The organism is Kribbella monticola (genome assembly GCF_003261635.1).
GTDB lineage: Bacteria > Actinomycetota > Actinomycetes > Propionibacteriales > Kribbellaceae > Kribbella > Kribbella monticola.
This window is the reverse complement of sequence record NZ_QFXK01000029.1, coordinates 341,284-355,906: the sequence shown is the minus strand read 5'-3', so window position 1 is coordinate 355,906 and position 14,623 is coordinate 341,284. Positions and strand designations below refer to the sequence as shown.

17 protein-coding genes and 1 tRNA gene are annotated in these 14,623 nt (G+C 68.5%); 15 read left to right on the top strand and 3 right to left on the bottom strand.

Annotation, left to right across the window (positions count from 1 at the left end):
- Window positions 1-135 precede the first annotated feature (135 nt).
- The 7 genes from DIZ26_RS15460 to DIZ26_RS15430 all read left to right on the top strand — a co-directional run bounded on the left by DIZ26_RS15460 (window position 136) and on the right by DIZ26_RS15430 (window position 5,058).
- On the top strand, window positions 136-306 hold the full coding sequence (locus DIZ26_RS15460; RefSeq protein WP_198676108.1) for a hypothetical protein: 171 nt from the start codon (window positions 136-138) through the stop codon (window positions 304-306).
- Between the two features lie 86 nt (window positions 307-392).
- Window positions 393-1,388: a hypothetical protein gene (locus DIZ26_RS15455; RefSeq protein WP_112241760.1), complete on the top strand. Its 996-nt coding sequence runs from the start codon at window positions 393-395 to the stop codon at window positions 1,386-1,388.
- A gap of 70 nt (window positions 1,389-1,458) precedes the next feature.
- Window positions 1,459-1,959: a tRNA adenosine deaminase-associated protein gene (locus DIZ26_RS15450; protein ID WP_232828365.1), complete on the top strand. Its 501-nt coding sequence runs from the start codon at window positions 1,459-1,461 to the stop codon at window positions 1,957-1,959.
- Window positions 1,960-1,990: 31 nt separating this feature from the next.
- The gene (locus DIZ26_RS15445; RefSeq protein ID WP_112242159.1) at window positions 1,991-2,419 is read left to right on the top strand and encodes a nucleoside deaminase; all 429 of its coding nucleotides are present in this window, start codon (window positions 1,991-1,993) and stop codon (window positions 2,417-2,419) included.
- A gap of 13 nt (window positions 2,420-2,432) precedes the next feature.
- Window positions 2,433-2,523: transfer RNA gene (locus tag DIZ26_RS15440), tRNA-Ser, on the top strand.
- 95 nt (window positions 2,524-2,618) lie between these two features.
- The gene (locus DIZ26_RS15435; RefSeq protein WP_112241756.1) at window positions 2,619-3,455 is read left to right on the top strand and encodes a phosphotransferase; all 837 of its coding nucleotides are present in this window, start codon (window positions 2,619-2,621) and stop codon (window positions 3,453-3,455) included.
- A gap of 94 nt (window positions 3,456-3,549) precedes the next feature.
- Window positions 3,550-5,058: a potassium/proton antiporter gene (locus DIZ26_RS15430; protein ID WP_112241754.1), complete on the top strand. Its 1,509-nt coding sequence runs from the start codon at window positions 3,550-3,552 to the stop codon at window positions 5,056-5,058.
- A 17-nt stretch (window positions 5,059-5,075) separates the two neighbouring features.
- On the opposite strand, the gene DIZ26_RS15425 is transcribed toward DIZ26_RS15430, so the two are convergent.
- A complete protein-coding gene (locus DIZ26_RS15425) occupies window positions 5,076-5,639 on the bottom strand; it encodes a LytR C-terminal domain-containing protein (protein WP_112241752.1) in 564 nt (187 codons plus the stop codon).
- 23 nt (window positions 5,640-5,662) lie between these two features.
- A complete protein-coding gene (locus tag DIZ26_RS15420; protein WP_020388608.1) occupies window positions 5,663-5,956 on the bottom strand; it encodes a type II toxin-antitoxin system VapB family antitoxin in 294 nt (97 codons plus the stop codon).
- A gap of 133 nt (window positions 5,957-6,089) precedes the next feature.
- Between DIZ26_RS15420 and DIZ26_RS15415 the strand changes: the two genes are divergently transcribed.
- The 4 genes from DIZ26_RS15415 to DIZ26_RS15400 all read left to right on the top strand — a co-directional run bounded on the left by DIZ26_RS15415 (window position 6,090) and on the right by DIZ26_RS15400 (window position 10,203).
- Window positions 6,090-6,794 (top strand): L,D-transpeptidase family protein, encoded by a 705-nt coding sequence (locus DIZ26_RS15415; RefSeq protein ID WP_112241751.1) that lies wholly within the window; start codon window positions 6,090-6,092, stop codon window positions 6,792-6,794.
- A 104-nt stretch (window positions 6,795-6,898) separates the two neighbouring features.
- Window positions 6,899-8,437 (top strand): helicase HerA-like domain-containing protein, encoded by a 1,539-nt coding sequence (locus tag DIZ26_RS15410; RefSeq protein WP_112241749.1) that lies wholly within the window; start codon window positions 6,899-6,901, stop codon window positions 8,435-8,437.
- 98 nt (window positions 8,438-8,535) lie between these two features.
- Window positions 8,536-9,345, top strand: a complete 810-nt coding sequence (locus DIZ26_RS15405) for a maleylpyruvate isomerase family mycothiol-dependent enzyme (protein ID WP_112241747.1) — start codon at window positions 8,536-8,538, stop codon at window positions 9,343-9,345.
- A gap of 84 nt (window positions 9,346-9,429) precedes the next feature.
- The gene (locus tag DIZ26_RS15400; RefSeq protein ID WP_112241745.1) at window positions 9,430-10,203 is read left to right on the top strand and encodes an alpha/beta fold hydrolase; all 774 of its coding nucleotides are present in this window, start codon (window positions 9,430-9,432) and stop codon (window positions 10,201-10,203) included.
- A 4-nt stretch (window positions 10,204-10,207) separates the two neighbouring features.
- On the opposite strand, the gene DIZ26_RS15395 is transcribed toward DIZ26_RS15400, so the two are convergent.
- Entirely contained in the window at window positions 10,208-11,218 is a 1,011-nt protein-coding gene (locus tag DIZ26_RS15395) for a quinone oxidoreductase family protein (RefSeq protein WP_198676107.1), read from the bottom strand.
- Window positions 11,219-11,269: 51 nt separating this feature from the next.
- On the opposite strand from DIZ26_RS15395, the gene DIZ26_RS15390 reads away from it, so the two are divergent.
- The 4 genes from DIZ26_RS15390 to DIZ26_RS15375 all read left to right on the top strand — a co-directional run bounded on the left by DIZ26_RS15390 (window position 11,270) and on the right by DIZ26_RS15375 (window position 14,581).
- Window positions 11,270-11,698 carry a MarR family winged helix-turn-helix transcriptional regulator gene (locus DIZ26_RS15390; protein WP_157979730.1) on the top strand — a complete coding sequence of 143 codons (429 nt, stop codon included), beginning with the start codon at window positions 11,270-11,272 and terminating at the stop codon, window positions 11,696-11,698.
- Between the two features lie 129 nt (window positions 11,699-11,827).
- On the top strand, window positions 11,828-13,150 hold the full coding sequence (locus DIZ26_RS15385) for a GGDEF domain-containing protein (RefSeq protein WP_112241741.1): 1,323 nt from the start codon (window positions 11,828-11,830) through the stop codon (window positions 13,148-13,150).
- 82 nt (window positions 13,151-13,232) lie between these two features.
- A complete protein-coding gene (locus tag DIZ26_RS15380; RefSeq protein WP_112241739.1) occupies window positions 13,233-13,766 on the top strand; it encodes a SigE family RNA polymerase sigma factor in 534 nt (177 codons plus the stop codon).
- The gene (locus tag DIZ26_RS15375; protein WP_112241737.1) at window positions 13,763-14,581 is read left to right on the top strand and encodes a hypothetical protein; all 819 of its coding nucleotides are present in this window, start codon (window positions 13,763-13,765) and stop codon (window positions 14,579-14,581) included. The genes DIZ26_RS15380 and DIZ26_RS15375 overlap by 4 nt, the downstream gene beginning before the upstream one ends.
- Window positions 14,582-14,623 lie beyond the last annotated feature (42 nt).

The window sequence follows — 14,623 nt, the reverse complement described above, 5'->3', positions numbered from 1 at the left end:
GCGCCGAACGCTACCGTCGGCGATTCGGCACCGGGAAGTCACCGCCGTTTTACGATGGGGACGTAGTCGATTGAGGTCAGTTGCGGCCCCCGCCCCAGGGCGCCCTTTCCGACAACCGACGAGGACGGTGGCGCCGTGCCCGAGAACAGCGGCAAAACACCCGAGCAACTCGACCGGCTCCGCCGCCGCGCCGCCTTCCTGCGCGAGCTGGAGGAGGCCCGCGCGCTGCGGGCCCGGATCACCCCACGCCGCACCCGCGTCCGCCAGCTCCGCGAAGCGATGCGCCGCGCGACGTACCACCACTGACTTCGGCGGATAACTTTTCCGGCGCCGGACGCATCGTTGTTTTCAGAGACGGGCCATCGTCTCGTTCGACGACTGGGGAGCATCAGATGCGTTTGCGTTTCCTCGCCTTGGCCGCCACGGCCGCGGTGATCACGACAGGGTTCACCGGACCCGCTCAGGCGGCAACCGGCTCGTGTGTCGAGTGGCCGCTGGCCCCCGGCGAGCCGTACACGGTCTTCCCTGAACTGGCGGACAAGGCCCTGCAACTACCGGTGGCAGTCCGCAGGCTCGACTACACGACGGACTGCACGGGGCTGACGGCTCTGGTCGAGAAGACCGACGGGACCCTGAAGACCACGGTCGCGCTGGACAAGAACGGCGAGACTGGAGGCACCGAGCCGCCGCAGGATTCGCGGTACGGGCTGTTGACGGTGCCACTGGCCAACGGCGCCGGCGACTGGAAGATCGTCAGTCTCTCGCAGGGAACGCAGACGCGGACTCTGAACCAGCCGCTGTTCCACGTGTACCGCAAGGCTCTGGTGACGCTCGAGCAGCCTGCGAGGACGAGCGGTACGGCCAAGACGTCGCTGACCGGTCTCCTGCGCCGGTACAACGCTCAGGGCGTGCTGGTGCCGATGGTGGGCGCCACCGCTCGGATCATCCGCGACGGCGGAGCGGTGATCGGTACTGCGAAGACCGACTCGACCGGGCGCTACCGCTTGTCACTGTCGTTCAACCAGAACACCGAGATCTGGGCGGAGCTCTACGAGACCAACCCGGGCTACTACCCGGAGTCGCCGTCCCTCTGGGTCCACAAGCTGATCGCGATGAGCTACCTGAACTACTCGGCCACCGCCAAGGTCGGAGCGCTCTGGAAGGTCTCCGGTACGGCGTTCCCCGGCCGGCTCGACACCGCTCTGCAGATCTACACCGGCACTGCGTGGGTGGCCGCAGGCTCCGCCGGGCCGACCGCGGCCGACGGGTCGTACGCCCGCTACTGGAAGCCCGGCCGGACCGGGTCCTTTCGGCTCCGCGTGGTCGTCTCCGGCCCGGGCCTCGACAACAGCCCCTGGAACCGCGAGGCGGTCGTCACGGTCAGCTGACCGCGCACTGATACCTCGTCGAAACCGCGAACACCTCCCACCGGTTGCGCGAGTCTGCGACGATGAGCGGGTGTCTGATCCCACGGCTGGGCCGATGACCACCACCGAACTCGACTTCGCGGTCGCGGCATACGCAGAGGACGAGGTCTGGACGGTCACTCCGCTGGTCCTCCGCGGCGAGCCGGACCTGTCCGCGCTGGTGTCGGCGCTGCTGCGCTACCCCGGCGAGTCGGGGGTGATCGGGATGATCTCGGTCGACGAGGACTTCTTCGTACTGCTCCGGGTGGTCGGCGGCCGCGCCCGGCTGCTGCTGTCGGACGTGACGGCGGCGACCGAGTGGCCGCTGGCCAAGCAGGTCCTGGACGAACTCGGCATCCCGCTCGCCGATGACGACGACGAGCAGGTGCCGGCCGGCGACCTCGGCATCGTCGCCGACCTCGGGATGAGCGCGATGGATCTCGGCGCGCTGATCGACGACGTCGACCTGTACCCCGAGGAGATGCTCGAGGAGATCGCCGACACGCTCGGCTTCGGCAACCAGTTCCACGAGGCGATCGAAGCCATTGGTTAGCCCGCTGGTGAACCGGCGCTGGGCGTCGTTGATGGCCCTCGCGCTGGCAGAAGGCGAGCAGGCCGGCGACGACGTACCGATCGGCGCGGTCGTGGTGGACGCCGACGGCCAGGTGATCGGTCGCGGTCACAACGAGCGCGAGGAGACCGGCGACCCGACCGCCCACGCCGAGATCCTGGCGATCCGTTCGGCCGCCGAACACGTCGGTGAATGGCGGCTCACCGGCTGCACCCTGGTCGTCACGCTGGAGCCGTGCACGATGTGTGCGGGCGCGATCGTGCTCGCCCGGCTCGACCGCGTGGTGTTCGCGGCGTACGACGAGAAGGCGGGCGCGGTGGGGTCACTGTGGGACGTCGTACGGGACCGCAGACTCAACCACAGACCCGAAGTCGTGAGCGGTGTGATGGCCGACGAAGCGGGTGCGAGGCTACGCGATTTCTTCAACGGCCATAGGTCTTGATAGCCTCTCCGGCGGTGGCGTGTCCGAGCGGCCGAAGGAGCGCGCCTCGAAAGCGCGTGAAGGGTACCCCCCTTCCGAGGGTTCAAATCCCTCCGCCACCGCCAACCACCTCCGGGTGGTAGTAACGCCGAGGACCCTGATGCCGTGTGATGCGTCAGGGTCCTCGTCTTTCCCGTAGGCGAACCAGAGGGGGCGAGTCGTGCAGGGGACAGCAGGCCCACGTGCGGTGCTGGCGGCCAGGTCGATCGCCTCGTCGCTCAGGCTCCCGGTCGACGACGTGATCGTCCTGCACGAATCGAACAAGCTGAGCTTGCGGCTCGTGCCGTGCGAAGTCATGGCCCGGGTGGCGCCGGTGACCGAGCAGGTCGCGCTGTTCGAGATCGAGCTCGCGCAACAGCTCGCTGCCGTCGGCAGCCCGGTCGCGGCCCTCGAACCCCGGGTGGAACCGCGCGTCTACGAGCGCGACGACTTTGCGGTGACGCTGTGGACGTACTACGAACCCGTCGGGCCCGAGGTCGTCCCACCGGCCGAGTACGCCGATGCGCTCGAGCGACTGCACGCCGGTATGCGCAAGCTCGACTTCCCCACGCCGCACTTCACCGATCGGGTCGAGGACGCCCATCAGCTCCTCGCCAGCCCCGAACGCACCCCAGAGCTCGCGGACGACGACCGGGAGCTCCTGATCACCACGCTGCGACGTCTAGAGCAGGCTGTCCTGGAGCGCCGCCCCGCCGAGCAACTCCTGCACGGCGAGCCGCATCCAGGCAACCTCCTCAACACCAAGGACGGCCTGCTCTTCATCGATCTCGAGACCTGCTGCCGGGGCCCGATCGAGTTCGACCTCGCCCACGCCCCCGACGAGGTCAGCGAGCACTACCCGAACGTCGACCACACCCTCCTCCGCGACTGCCGCCTCCTCATGCTCGCCATGATCACCACCTGGCGCTGGGACAAAGCCGACGACTTCCCCAACGGCCGCCACCTGGCCACCGAATGGCTGACCCGACTCAGAACAGCCCTCGACGCCAACAACTGACCCGCAGCTGCGTGGGGGATGTTTCGGCTTGGAATGATTCGTTGCCGGGGGCACGGCTCTACTAAGCTGCAATCCCCGACCCGAGAGGGCCGCTGTGGACGTCACGGAACTCGACCGGATCCTGTTGGCCGGTGCCGCCGTACTGCTCGTGGCGATCGTCGCCGTGCGGCTGTCCGGCCGGTTGGGGCTTCCGTCGCTGCTGATCTACCTCGGCATGGGCGTCGCGCTGGGCGAGTCCGGCTTCGGGATCCAGTTCGAGGATGCTCAGCTGGCGCACGCGCTCGGGTTCGCCGCGCTGGTGATCATCCTGACCGAGGGCGGCCTGACCACAAGGTGGAACGAAGTCCGCCCGGTGATGCCGCTGGGCGTCGTCCTGGCGACGGTGGGCGTGGCGATCAGCGTCGGGGTTGTCGCCTGCGTGGCGCATTTCATCCTCGGCATGGACTGGCAGCTCGCCGTCCTGCTCGGCGCCGTCACGTCGCCCACCGACGCCGCAGCAGTCTTCTCCGTACTACGCCGCGTCCCGATCCGCCCGCGGCTTCGCGGCGCGCTGGAAGCCGAGTCGGGACTCAACGACGCCCCGACCGTCCTCCTGGTCACGCTGGTGAGCACCGGCGGGATCGGCGACAAAGGGCTGTGGCACTTCACCGGCCTGGTCGTCTACGAGCTGGTCGTCGGCGCGATCGTCGGACTGCTGGTCGGCGTGCTCGCCGTGATGCTGCTCCGCCGGGTGGCCCTCAGCTCGGCCGGCCTGTACCCGCTGGCGATCGTCTCGCTGGCGTTCATCTCGTACGCCGGGGGCACGGTGCTCCTGCACGTCTCGGGGTTCGCCGCCGTCTACGTGACCAGCCTGGTGATCGGCCGCGCCGAACTGCCCCACCGGATCGCGACCCGGTCGTTCGTGGACGGCTTCGCCTGGCTCGCCCAGATCGGGCTGTTCGTGATGCTCGGACTGCTCGCCTCGCCGAGCCGGATCCGGCTGACCGACGTACTGCTCGCGCTCGTGATCGGGATCGCGGTGACGGTCGTCGGCCGATTCGCGGCGGTGGCGGTGTCGGCTACGCCGTTCGGCATCCCGTGGAAGGAGCAGACGTTCATCGCCTGGGCGGGCCTGCGAGGGGCTGTGCCGATCGTGCTGGCGACCATTCCGCTGTCCGAGAAGGTGCCCCAGGCGGACCGGATCTTCGACGTGGTGTTCGTCCTGGTGCTGCTGTTCACGCTGCTGCAGGGGCCGTCGCTGCCATGGCTGGCGAAGCGGTTGAAGGTGCTCGACGACAACGCCGCACATGAGGTCGACATCGACGTCGCCCCGCTGGAGTCGCTCGGTGCGGACATGCTCCAGGTGCAGATCCCGAGCGAGTCGCGGTTGGCGGGTGTCGAGATCGGCGAACTCCGGCTGCCCGCAGGGGTCTCGGTCTCGCTGGTGATCCGCGGCCAGCAGGCGTTCGTCCCCGAGCGACGGACCGTACTGCGAGCAGGTGACGCCGTCCTCGTCGTGGCGCCCAGCCCACTTCGCGAGCAAACAGTTCGCCGGCTGCGCGCCGTCAGCCGGGCAGGCCGACTAGCCGGCTGGTTCGGCGAACGCGGCCGCGAACAGCTTTAGTTCGGGTTCTGGCCGGTTTAGTTCGGGTTCTGACCGGACGGGATGGGCTGGCTCGGGTGGATCGACGGGAGGCAGACGGTGCTGTCGGCCGGTACCGCGATCGACGGGATGCCTTTGACGTTCAGCCGGGTGAACTTGACGCCGACGACGAGGTCGACGGTGTGGTCGGCGCGCTTGTCGGCGGTCTTTTCCGCCGCCTGACTCGTCTGGCCGGCCACCAGCCGCACCTCGGGCGAGTCCGCCGCGTTGCCGCGGACGGCGACGACGTCGGTCTTGTTGCCCTTCGGCTCGTTGGCGACCTTCTTCACGTTGAAGCCGCGCTTGCGCAGCTCGTCGGCGGTGCGCTGTGCGGTGCCGGCCTTGGCGCCGCCGTTGAAGACGTTGACCACGACCTGCTTGGGCACGAGCCGGTTGTTCGGCAGTTTCTGCTCGACGCAGTTCTGCTCGGCGCTCGAGTTGGTGAGCGAGTTCCAGCCCCACCAGGTACCGCCGAACAGCACGCCCAGCAACACGACCATCGTGATCGGCGTCCGCCAGTGGATCCGCGAGTGCGGTCTCGGCTGCGGCTGCAGAGCGCTCATTGTCCAGTCCCCCGACTCATTGGCTAGTCCACGACCAGGACCCGGGCGTGCAGGACCAGCCGTTGCTGCAGCGCCGCACGCAGCGCGCGGTGCAGGCCGTCCTCCAGATACATCTCGCCCTTGAACTCGACCACGTGCGCGAACAGGTCGCCGTAGAAGGTCGAGTCCTCGTCGAGCAGCGCGTTCAGGTCAAGGGTGCCTTTGGTCGTGACGAGCTGGTCCAGCCGCACCTGCCTCGGTGGCAGCACGGACCAGTCCTTCGGCTTGTACCCATGGTCGGGGTACGGCCGCTCCTCCCCGACGCGCTTGAAGATCACCCACCGAAGTCTAGCCACAGAAGGGGTCTCGCGAGTGGTCGGGAATGTCACCGCCGAACTCGCCGGAACCACTCAACCTTTTACCCCGGTCAGGCGTCCAATGGGGATAGTGCTTCGACAGGGGGTAGTAGTGATGAGAACACTGACCAGACTCGGCATGGGGGCGGCGGCGCTCGTCGTCGCGATCGCCGGTACGACGATCCCGGCGGACGCGCTCACCGTCGCACAGAACAAGGCGGCCCAGACCCGTCTGAACAAGCTGGGCTGCACCTCGGGCCCGGTCGACGGCAAGATCGGCGCGATGACCCAGGCCGCCACCACCCGGTTCCAGTCGGCCAACAAGCTGGCGCAGAACGGCTCACTCGCCGGTACGACGTACTCGCGGCTGATGGCCGCTTCGGCGAAGCGCTGCGACGTCCGGGCGGTCCCGGCCGGCAGTGGTGGGGGACGCCGGATCGTGCTCAGTCAATCCCAGAACTGGCTCTGGCTGATCGATTCCGCCGGCAGGGTCGTGCGCCAGGGCGGCATGGTCGACAACCCGACGTACCTGAAGCCGGGCACCTACACGTCCGGCTCGAAGTGCGGCCGGGCCGGACGGATCAAGCGGAACACCGACGGAGGCCGGCTGTACCTGAACAACTTCGTCCGGTTCGCCTCCTGCGGCATCGGGTTCCACCAGATCCCGACGTACAAGTCGAACGGCGCGCAGATCCACGCGGACTGGTTGCTCGGCACCAACTCGCGTGCCTCGCACGGCTGTATCCGGGTGTCCAAGCCGATGTCGGACACGATCTGGTCCTTCACCACCAGTGCGACCAAGGTCGTCGTCGTCCGCTGACCGGACTCCGAGTGCCCCGGGCCGACGTTCACCCAACTTCGGACCCGGGGCACTAGCATGCCGAGCGCAGGGGAAACTTCGTCTTTTCGAAAGGCATCGCTGACATGGCCGAGACACCGGACGTCGTGGAGACCGTCAAGCAGGGGTACGCGTTCGAGGGGCCGGCCATCGAGTTGGGTGCGTTGCTCGTCGACGGAGAGCCGAAGCCCGAGGCCGCGGTGCGGATCCCGTTGTCGATGGTGAACCGGCACGGCCTGGTCGCCGGCGCCACCGGCACCGGTAAGACGAAGACTCTGCAGTTGATGGCCGAGCAGCTCTCGGCCGCCGGCGTCGCGGTGTTCGCGGCGGACATCAAGGGCGATCTGTCCGGGGTCTCCCAGCCCGGCCAGGAGAGCGACAAGCTGCTCGCCCGGACCAAGACGATCGGTCAGGAGTGGACGGCCACCGGCTTCCCGACCGAGTTCTACGCCCTGGGTGGGCAGGGCACCGGCATCCCGGTCCGGGCCACCATCACCTCGTTCGGTCCGGTGCTGTTGTCGAAGGTGCTCGGGCTGAACGATGTCCAGGAGTCCTCGCTCGGCCTGATCTTCCACTACGCCGACAAGCAGGGCCTGACGCTGCTGGACCTGAAGGACCTGCGCGCGGTCATCACGCACCTGACCAGTGACGAGGGCAAGGACGATCTCAAGGAGCTCGGCGGGTTGTCCGCCGCGACGGCCGGGGTGATCCTGCGGTCGCTGATCGGGTTCGCGGACCAGGGCGCCGAGGCGTTCTTCGGCGAACCCGAGTTCGACACCGCGGACCTGATGCAGGCGCGTGACGGCAAGGGCGTCATCTCGCTGCTGGAACTGCCGAACCTGCAGGACCGGCCGGCCCTGTTCTCCACCTTCTTGATGTGGCTGCTGGCCGACCTGTTCCACGACCTGCCCGAGGTCGGCGACATGGACAAGCCGAAGCTGGTGTTCTTCTTCGACGAGGCACACCTGCTGTTCGCCGACGCGTCGAAGGCGTTCCTGAGTGCGATCGCGCAGACCGTCCGGCTGATCCGGTCGAAGGGCGTCGGCGTCTTCTTCGTCACCCAGACCCCGAAGGACGTGCCGGACGACGTGCTGGCCCAGCTCGGTTCGCGGGTCCAGCACCAGCTCCGCGCGCACACCCCGAACGACGCGAAGGCGCTCAAGGCGACCGTGTCCACCTTCCCGACCTCGACCTACGACCTCGCCGAGGTGCTCACCCAGCTGGGCATCGGCGAGGCGATCGTGACGGTGATGAACGAGAAGGGCGCGCCGACCCCGGTCGCCTGGACCCGCCTGCGGGCACCGCAGTCGCTGATGGCACCGGCGACGGCGGAGCAGCTGACCGCCGCAGTACAGGGCTCGCAGTTCAACGCGAAGTACTCGCAGGTGATCGACCGAGAATCGGCGTACGAGAAGCTGGCCGCGGCGGTGCAGGCCGGTGCCGCGCAGGCCGAGGCCGAGAAGCAGGACCAGCCCGCACCCGAGCCGAAGGCGCAACGTCCGCAGAAGCACGAGAAGTCGGTGGTCGAGCAGGTCGTCGGCTCGTCGGCCTTCAAGCAGTTCGCCCGGACCGCCGGCCGCGAGATCGTCCGCGGTCTGTTCGGCGCCGCCCGCCGTCGCCGCTGATCCACGCGTCCGGACCGGGCTCGGTAGAGAACCGGAAAGAAACCGTAAACGTCCTCCAGCAGAGTCTGAGGTACAGACCAACCCTGAGAGGAACAGCGATGCGGAAGCTGAGCGCGGAACGGACCCGGCAGGCGGTCGTCGACCACACCCGGCGGCTGGCGGAATCAGCGGTGCAGGCCGGACCTGACGCCGCCGTACCGACTGCCCCGGAGTGGACCGTCACCGACCTGGTCGAGCACGTCGGGCGGACCCAGCACTGGGTCGCGGAGATCATCGAACGGCGCATCACGGACCCGACCCAACTGCCCACCGAGCTGGCCGCACTCCCTGCCGATCCCAGTGAATGGCAGGCCTGGCTGTCGGAATCCGCGCAGCGGGTCGCGGACGCCTGCTCCGACGAGGCACTCGCCGCACCGGTGTTCAACGCCGCGGGCGACGAGCGGACCGGCGCGGAGTTCTGGCTGACCAGCATGCTCAACGAGTCGGTCGTCCACGGCTTCGACGCAGCCACCGCTGCGAACGCGGAGGGCCGGCCGTCCGTCGAGGCCGACATCGCGGCAGCGCTCATCAGCAACCACCTCGCGATGCTCACCTCGCCGACCTGGGAACTGCAGCGACCCGAGTCCGCTCAGGCAATCCGCGGCACCGGCCAGACCCTGCAATGGCTGGCCACCGACCTCGACGGCGACGAGGGCGCGTGGTTCGTCGAACGGCGACCCGACGGGGCAACCTGGCAGCCCGGAACCCACCAGGCCGAGGTGACCATCACCGGCCCCGCGGGATCACTGCTGCTCACCATGACCCGCAGGCTCCCGCTCACCGATCGCGAGGCCACCGGCATCACCATCGAAGGCGACCTCGACCTCGCCCAGCACTGGCTCGACAGCACGGCCCACGTCAGCAACTGACCGCACCTTGACCGCGGGGCCGCCTGTGACCGAGGTCACAGGAGGCAACTGTCCCGGCTCAGCGAAGTCACTCGACGGTTGAGTATGGACAAGGTCATTTCTCCCGACGGAACGTCAATCGCCTACGACCGCTACGGCAATGGCCCGGGGTTGATCCTGATCTCCGGCGCCTTCACCGATCGCTCGTACTACGTCCCGCTCGCGACGGAGCTGGCGTCGTCGTTCACCGTCATCACCTACGACCGTCGCGGTCGAGGCGACAGCACCGACACCACGCCGTACTCCGTGGAGCGGGAAGTCGAGGATCTCGCCGCTTTGCAGGAGGCCACCGGCGCCGTCTTCGCCTCGGCCGATTCGTCCGGCGTGATGGTGCTGCTGCGCGCTATGGCGGCCGGGGTGGGGTTCGAAAAGCTGAGCGTGATGGAGCCGCCGTTCCGGGTGGAGGGTGCGCCGCCCGCGCCGGACCGCTACCTGGAGCGCCTGCAGGAATTCGTTGCCGCAGGCAGCCCTGGAGGCGCCGCCGAACTCTTCATGGTCGAGGCGGTCGGTCAACCACAGGAACTCGTGGACGGTTTCAAGAACACCCCGATGTGGAAGTCCCTGGAGGCGATGGCGCCTACGCTGATCTACGACGCGCTGCAGATGGGCGACAGCGCGGTACCGGTGGATCTGCTGGCATCCATCCAGGTCGAGACGCTAGCCCTGCACAGCACTTCGAGCCCCGACTGGCTCCAGAGGTCGGTACGAGAAACCGCCGCAGCTCTCCCGCGCGCCAAGCTCCTCGGCCTGCCCGGCGAGTTCCACCAGGTCCCACCTCAAGTCCTCGCCCCGGCGTTGACCGACTTCTTCAATCGGTAAGCCGTTACTGGGTGGTCGCGATCAACCGGCCAAGGTTTGCGCGGCTGTCGAGGACGGTGTGGAGTTCGGCGATGTCGGCGAGTGGGTAGGTCCCGTGAACCCTCGGTCTCAGGTCGCCTGCTGCGAAGAGCCGGGTCACCTCGGCGATGTCGGCGTACGCCTCGGCGGGGCGGGCCGCGCGCCAGGCGAGCATCGACAGGCCGGTGACCGATTTCAGCTGGAACAGGCTTTGAATCGGTGCGACCGGTAGTTCGCCGCTGATCGCGCCGTAGCTGACCATCCGGCCGAGCGGGGCGAGCAGGTCGAGGCCTTGGTCGAACACCTTGCCGCCGACCGCGTCGAGGACGACATCGACGCCTTGCGGGGTGAGTTCGCGGATCCGGTCCGGCCAGTCGGCGTCGCTGAGGTCCACGGCGAGGTCGGCTCCGCAGGCCCGGATGAAGTCGAGTTTGGCCGGCGACGACGCCGTACCGATCACTGTCTTCACGCCGAGCGCACGGGCTAGCTGGACCGCGAGATGCCCGACCGTCCCGGCGGCGGACTGGATCAGTACGGCGTCATCCGCGCCGGCCTTGGCGGTTTTGAGAAGTCGCAGGGCGAGGGGCGCGGTCATCGAGAGCATGGTGGCCTGGCCGGCGTCCGCGTCCTCAGCGACAGGAGCGAGCCACGCGGCGTCCGCAGCGACCTGCTCGGCGAAGGCGTCCTCGGACAGGGCGGCCACCCGTTGCCCTGTCCGGAGTTCGGCAGGTGTGTCGGGGCCGAGGGCGGTGATCCGGCCGACGACGTCACCGGTCAGCTTGCCCGGCAATGGCCGCGTCCACGGTCCGTCGCCACGACGGAAGACGGTGTCGATCACGTTCGCGCCGATTGCCTCGACCTCGACCAGGACCTGTCCGCCGGTGAGAACGGGAGCAGGCACCTCCTCGAGCTGGAGAACCTCCGGACCGCCGTGCTGGTGGTAGCGCACTGCTCGCATCTGCTGGACCTCACCATCATCGTAGGAGAGTCCAATCATGGGAATCTCCTATGAATTAGTCAAGCGGGTTCCGGGACCTACAGTGATCGGGTGAAGACGCCCCAGCACCGCCACGGCGATCGCGTCATTTGGCATCTGGGCCGCGCGAGCTACCAGTCGCGCCGATTGATCCGCCGGCATCTGGCCGACGCGGGTGCCAAGACGCAGCACTACCACGTTCTCGCCAGCCTCGCCGACGACGGTGACGCGACCCAGAGCGCACTCGCCGACCGGATCGTCTTCGACCGCAGTGATCTGGTCACCCTGCTGGACGAGCTGGGCGAGTTGGAGTACGTCGTCCGCCGTACGGATCCGGCTGATCGGCGGCGCAACATCGTCGCGATCACGCCGAAGGGCGAAGCGGCGCTGGCGGAGATGGACAAGCTGATCTATGCCGCCGAGGTCGAACTGCTCGCGCCGTTGTCCGCGGCGGAGCGCAAGACGCTGCTGGCGCTGCTCGGGCGGCTGGACCAGGAGTAGGTCGTTCGATCGATGATGTTTGATCAAACGACTGAATTCTCAACCAGCTGACTTCGTTTCCAACTCGTCATCCACAGCGCGCCGTCGCGGATTGGGACGGACCCCTTACTCGTCGTACCGTTGGAACCAATGGTTGCGCAGAGTAGGCGTGCGGTGCGGAAATGGGCGCTGTGGACCCTGACGGTCCCGGCGTTCTGCGTCGTCGCGCTGGTCGACCTCGCGGCCCTGGCGTACGGCGTGAAGGCCTTCGCCGGCCTGCCGTCGTGGCGCGGCATCGACGTGGTGTTCGCGCTGACCGTTTCGGCGCTGATCTCCGTCGAGGGCGCCCGCCGGGTGGAGAGCCGCCGGCGCCGCGGAGGCGCCCTGCACAAGGATCTGGGCTCGGCCTGGATGATCGCGGCCGCGATCGTGCTGCATCCGGCCCTGGCGATCCTGGTCGCGGTGTTGCTGCGGATCTGGTGGCGGATCCGGGCCGGCAAATGCATCCCGTATCGCTGGGCCTTCTCCACCGCCGTGCATGTGCTCGCGGTCGGCGCCGCCCACGCCGTCTTCGTCAACGCGCGCGAGCTGACCGGCGGCAACTCGCTCGGGCTCGTCGTCGCGATGCTCGCCGGCGCCGCGACGTACGTCGTGGCCGACATGTTGCTCTGCGGATTGGCGATCTCGTTGATCCTGCCCGGCAGCGGCCGGCGCGACACGGTCGGCGACAAGGACGACTGGTGTGTCGACGCGACCGCCGCGACGCTCGGCTGCCTGCTCGCCGCGGCCAGCCTGGTCAGCCCGTGGTTCGCCTTCATCGCGATCCCGATCACCCTGACCGCGCAGCGGGCCCTGCTGCTCAGCCAGCTCGAGACCGAGGCGCAGACCGATCCGAAGACCAGCCTCGGCCGGGTGGACTGGTGGCGGCGCCGGACCGAGGAGATGTTGCGGAACTCGCGGACCCAGCGCGAGCCGATGGCCGTGCTGCTGATCGACATCGACCACTTCAAGCAGGTCAACGACCAGCTCGGGCACCTGGTCGGCGACGAAGCGCTCCGGGCGGTCGCGACCATCCTGCGGAGTGCGATCCGGACCAAGGACGTGATCGGCCGGTTCGGTGGCGAGGAGTTCGTGATCGCGCTGCCCGACACCGACGTGGCGGACGCGACCGTCACCGCCGACCGGCTGCGCAACGCCGTCGCGGCGAGCCCGCTGGCCGCGATGTGCGCGGGTGTCCTGGACGACCCCGACCTGGATCCGGAGACGCTGCATCTGACCGTGTCGATCGGCGTCGCGGTCTACCCGTCCGACGGGATGACGGTCGACGACCTGCTGCAACGCGCCGACAAGGCCATGTACGCCGCCAAGGCCGCCGGTCGCGACCGGGTCCGGCTGGCCGCCGAGCTGGTCCAGGCGAACCTGCCACGGACGTTCTCGGTGGACCTGCAGGCCGGCCACCTGCAGTCGCGCTGACCAGATCTTCTCGGGCGGACAGAACCTTCGCACCCTCTGCCGCGTCTTCGTAAGCAGGGACGAGTAGGGGACGGGAGGATGGATGCGGCAGTCGGCGGGGCGGGACGAGGACTTCACCGCGTTCGTCGTCGCCCGGTCCGGGCGACTGGTTCACCTTGCCCGGATGCTGTGTGGTGACGCCGGCCTCGCCGAGGACCTCGTCCAGACCGCGCTGGAGAAGGCATACCTGCGCTGGGACCGGATCGAGATGGGCGACCCGTTCGGCTACGTCCGCCAGGCCGTCGTCAACCAGCATCTGTCCTGGCTCCGGCGGCGGCTCTGGCGCGAACGCCCCAGCGGTACTCCGGCCGAGCTCGACGCGGACTTCCATCGATCGGCCGGCGATCCGGCCGACGGCGTCGAACGCCGGCTGGTCCTCGATGCCGCGCTCGAGACCCTGACCCGCCGGGAACGCGCCGTGATCGTCCTGCGGTACGTCGAGGATCTCACCGAAGCCCAAACCGCCGCCGTTCTCGGGGTCGCGGTCGGCACGATCAAGAGCGCGCATTCGCGGGCCCTGCAGAAACTGCGGGCGGTCCCGGAGCTGAGCGCCAGCTACGTAGGAGGGAAGGCATGAACGACAACGATCTCCGTGACCTGCTCCAGGCCGACCCTGACGAGCTGAGCCCACTCGACGCAGCCGAGGTCATCGCCGGCGCGCACCGCCGCCGTCGTACCAGGGGAGTGGTCGCGGCCGGACTCGCCTCGGCAGCAGTTGCCGTGGTCGCTGCCGCGAGCCTGTTCACCGCAACGGACCAGGGCGGCCACGAGCCGTCTGCGCTACCGGTCGCCGGTACGCCGAGCAGCCCGGCTGGTACTCCGTCCAGTACGCCGCCGACGATGTCGGGGCCGTCCGTGTCGGCCCCGCACGGTTCGGGATTCGCCTTCCAGAACAAGCCGCAGGCAATCGGCCAGCTCCCGGCGAACGGCTCGGTGGAGATCGCGCCATACTACCGTTTCCGGACCCAGGGAACTCAGTGGACCGTGATCACCAACGTGCCCGGCGAACCGCAGGGCGAGCCGTTCGGCCGGCGGGAGACGGTGGGCAACAAGAACCTGGGTGACGGCACCGATCCGGGGATCCAGAGTGCCGGAGCAGGGGCGGGACTGTTGGTCAGTTCCGTCTTCAAGGGCCCCCGGGTCGCCACGGTCGTCTACACCAGCGGGAAGAAGGCCTGGTACGCGAAGGTCTATCGACTCGGCGGGATCCCCGGCTGGGTCCAGTCCTCGGCGGTGATCGCGGATCCGGTCACGCCGACGAGCACCGTCACGGCCGGGACGCAGATGACCCCGGCGCCGCCGTTCGGCGACGAGGTGTCGGTCTTCGCGTACGACAGCAACGGCAAGCTGCTGGCCAGTTTCGGTACCGGTAAGGATCCGCTGGCGAAGTAGCAGAACCCTCCCGGGTGGTGCGGCGTCCTTGTGCTTGAAGGA

Excerpts from the sequence above, each read along its gene's own strand:
- DIZ26_RS15395 (WP_198676107.1), bottom strand. The coding sequence starts at position 11,218 with ATGATTGGACTCTCCTACGATGATGGTGAGGTCCAGCAGATGCGAGCA.
- DIZ26_RS15405 (WP_112241747.1), top strand. The coding sequence starts at position 8,536 with ATGCGGAAGCTGAGCGCGGAACGGACCCGGCAGGCGGTCGTCGACCAC.
- DIZ26_RS15380 (WP_112241739.1), top strand. The coding sequence starts at position 13,233 with ATGCGGCAGTCGGCGGGGCGGGACGAGGACTTCACCGCGTTCGTCGTC.
- DIZ26_RS15445 (WP_112242159.1), top strand. The coding sequence starts at position 1,991 with ATGGCCCTCGCGCTGGCAGAAGGCGAGCAGGCCGGCGACGACGTACCG.
- DIZ26_RS15425 (WP_112241752.1), bottom strand. The coding sequence starts at position 5,639 with ATGAGCGCTCTGCAGCCGCAGCCGAGACCGCACTCGCGGATCCACTGG.
- DIZ26_RS15400 (WP_112241745.1), top strand. The coding sequence starts at position 9,430 with ATGGACAAGGTCATTTCTCCCGACGGAACGTCAATCGCCTACGACCGC.
- DIZ26_RS15375 (WP_112241737.1), top strand. The coding sequence starts at position 13,763 with ATGAACGACAACGATCTCCGTGACCTGCTCCAGGCCGACCCTGACGAG.
- DIZ26_RS15455 (WP_112241760.1), top strand. The coding sequence starts at position 393 with ATGCGTTTGCGTTTCCTCGCCTTGGCCGCCACGGCCGCGGTGATCACG.
- DIZ26_RS15385 (WP_112241741.1), top strand. The coding sequence starts at position 11,828 with ATGGTTGCGCAGAGTAGGCGTGCGGTGCGGAAATGGGCGCTGTGGACC.
- DIZ26_RS15410 (WP_112241749.1), top strand. The coding sequence starts at position 6,899 with ATGGCCGAGACACCGGACGTCGTGGAGACCGTCAAGCAGGGGTACGCG.
- DIZ26_RS15415 (WP_112241751.1), top strand. The coding sequence starts at position 6,090 with ATGAGAACACTGACCAGACTCGGCATGGGGGCGGCGGCGCTCGTCGTC.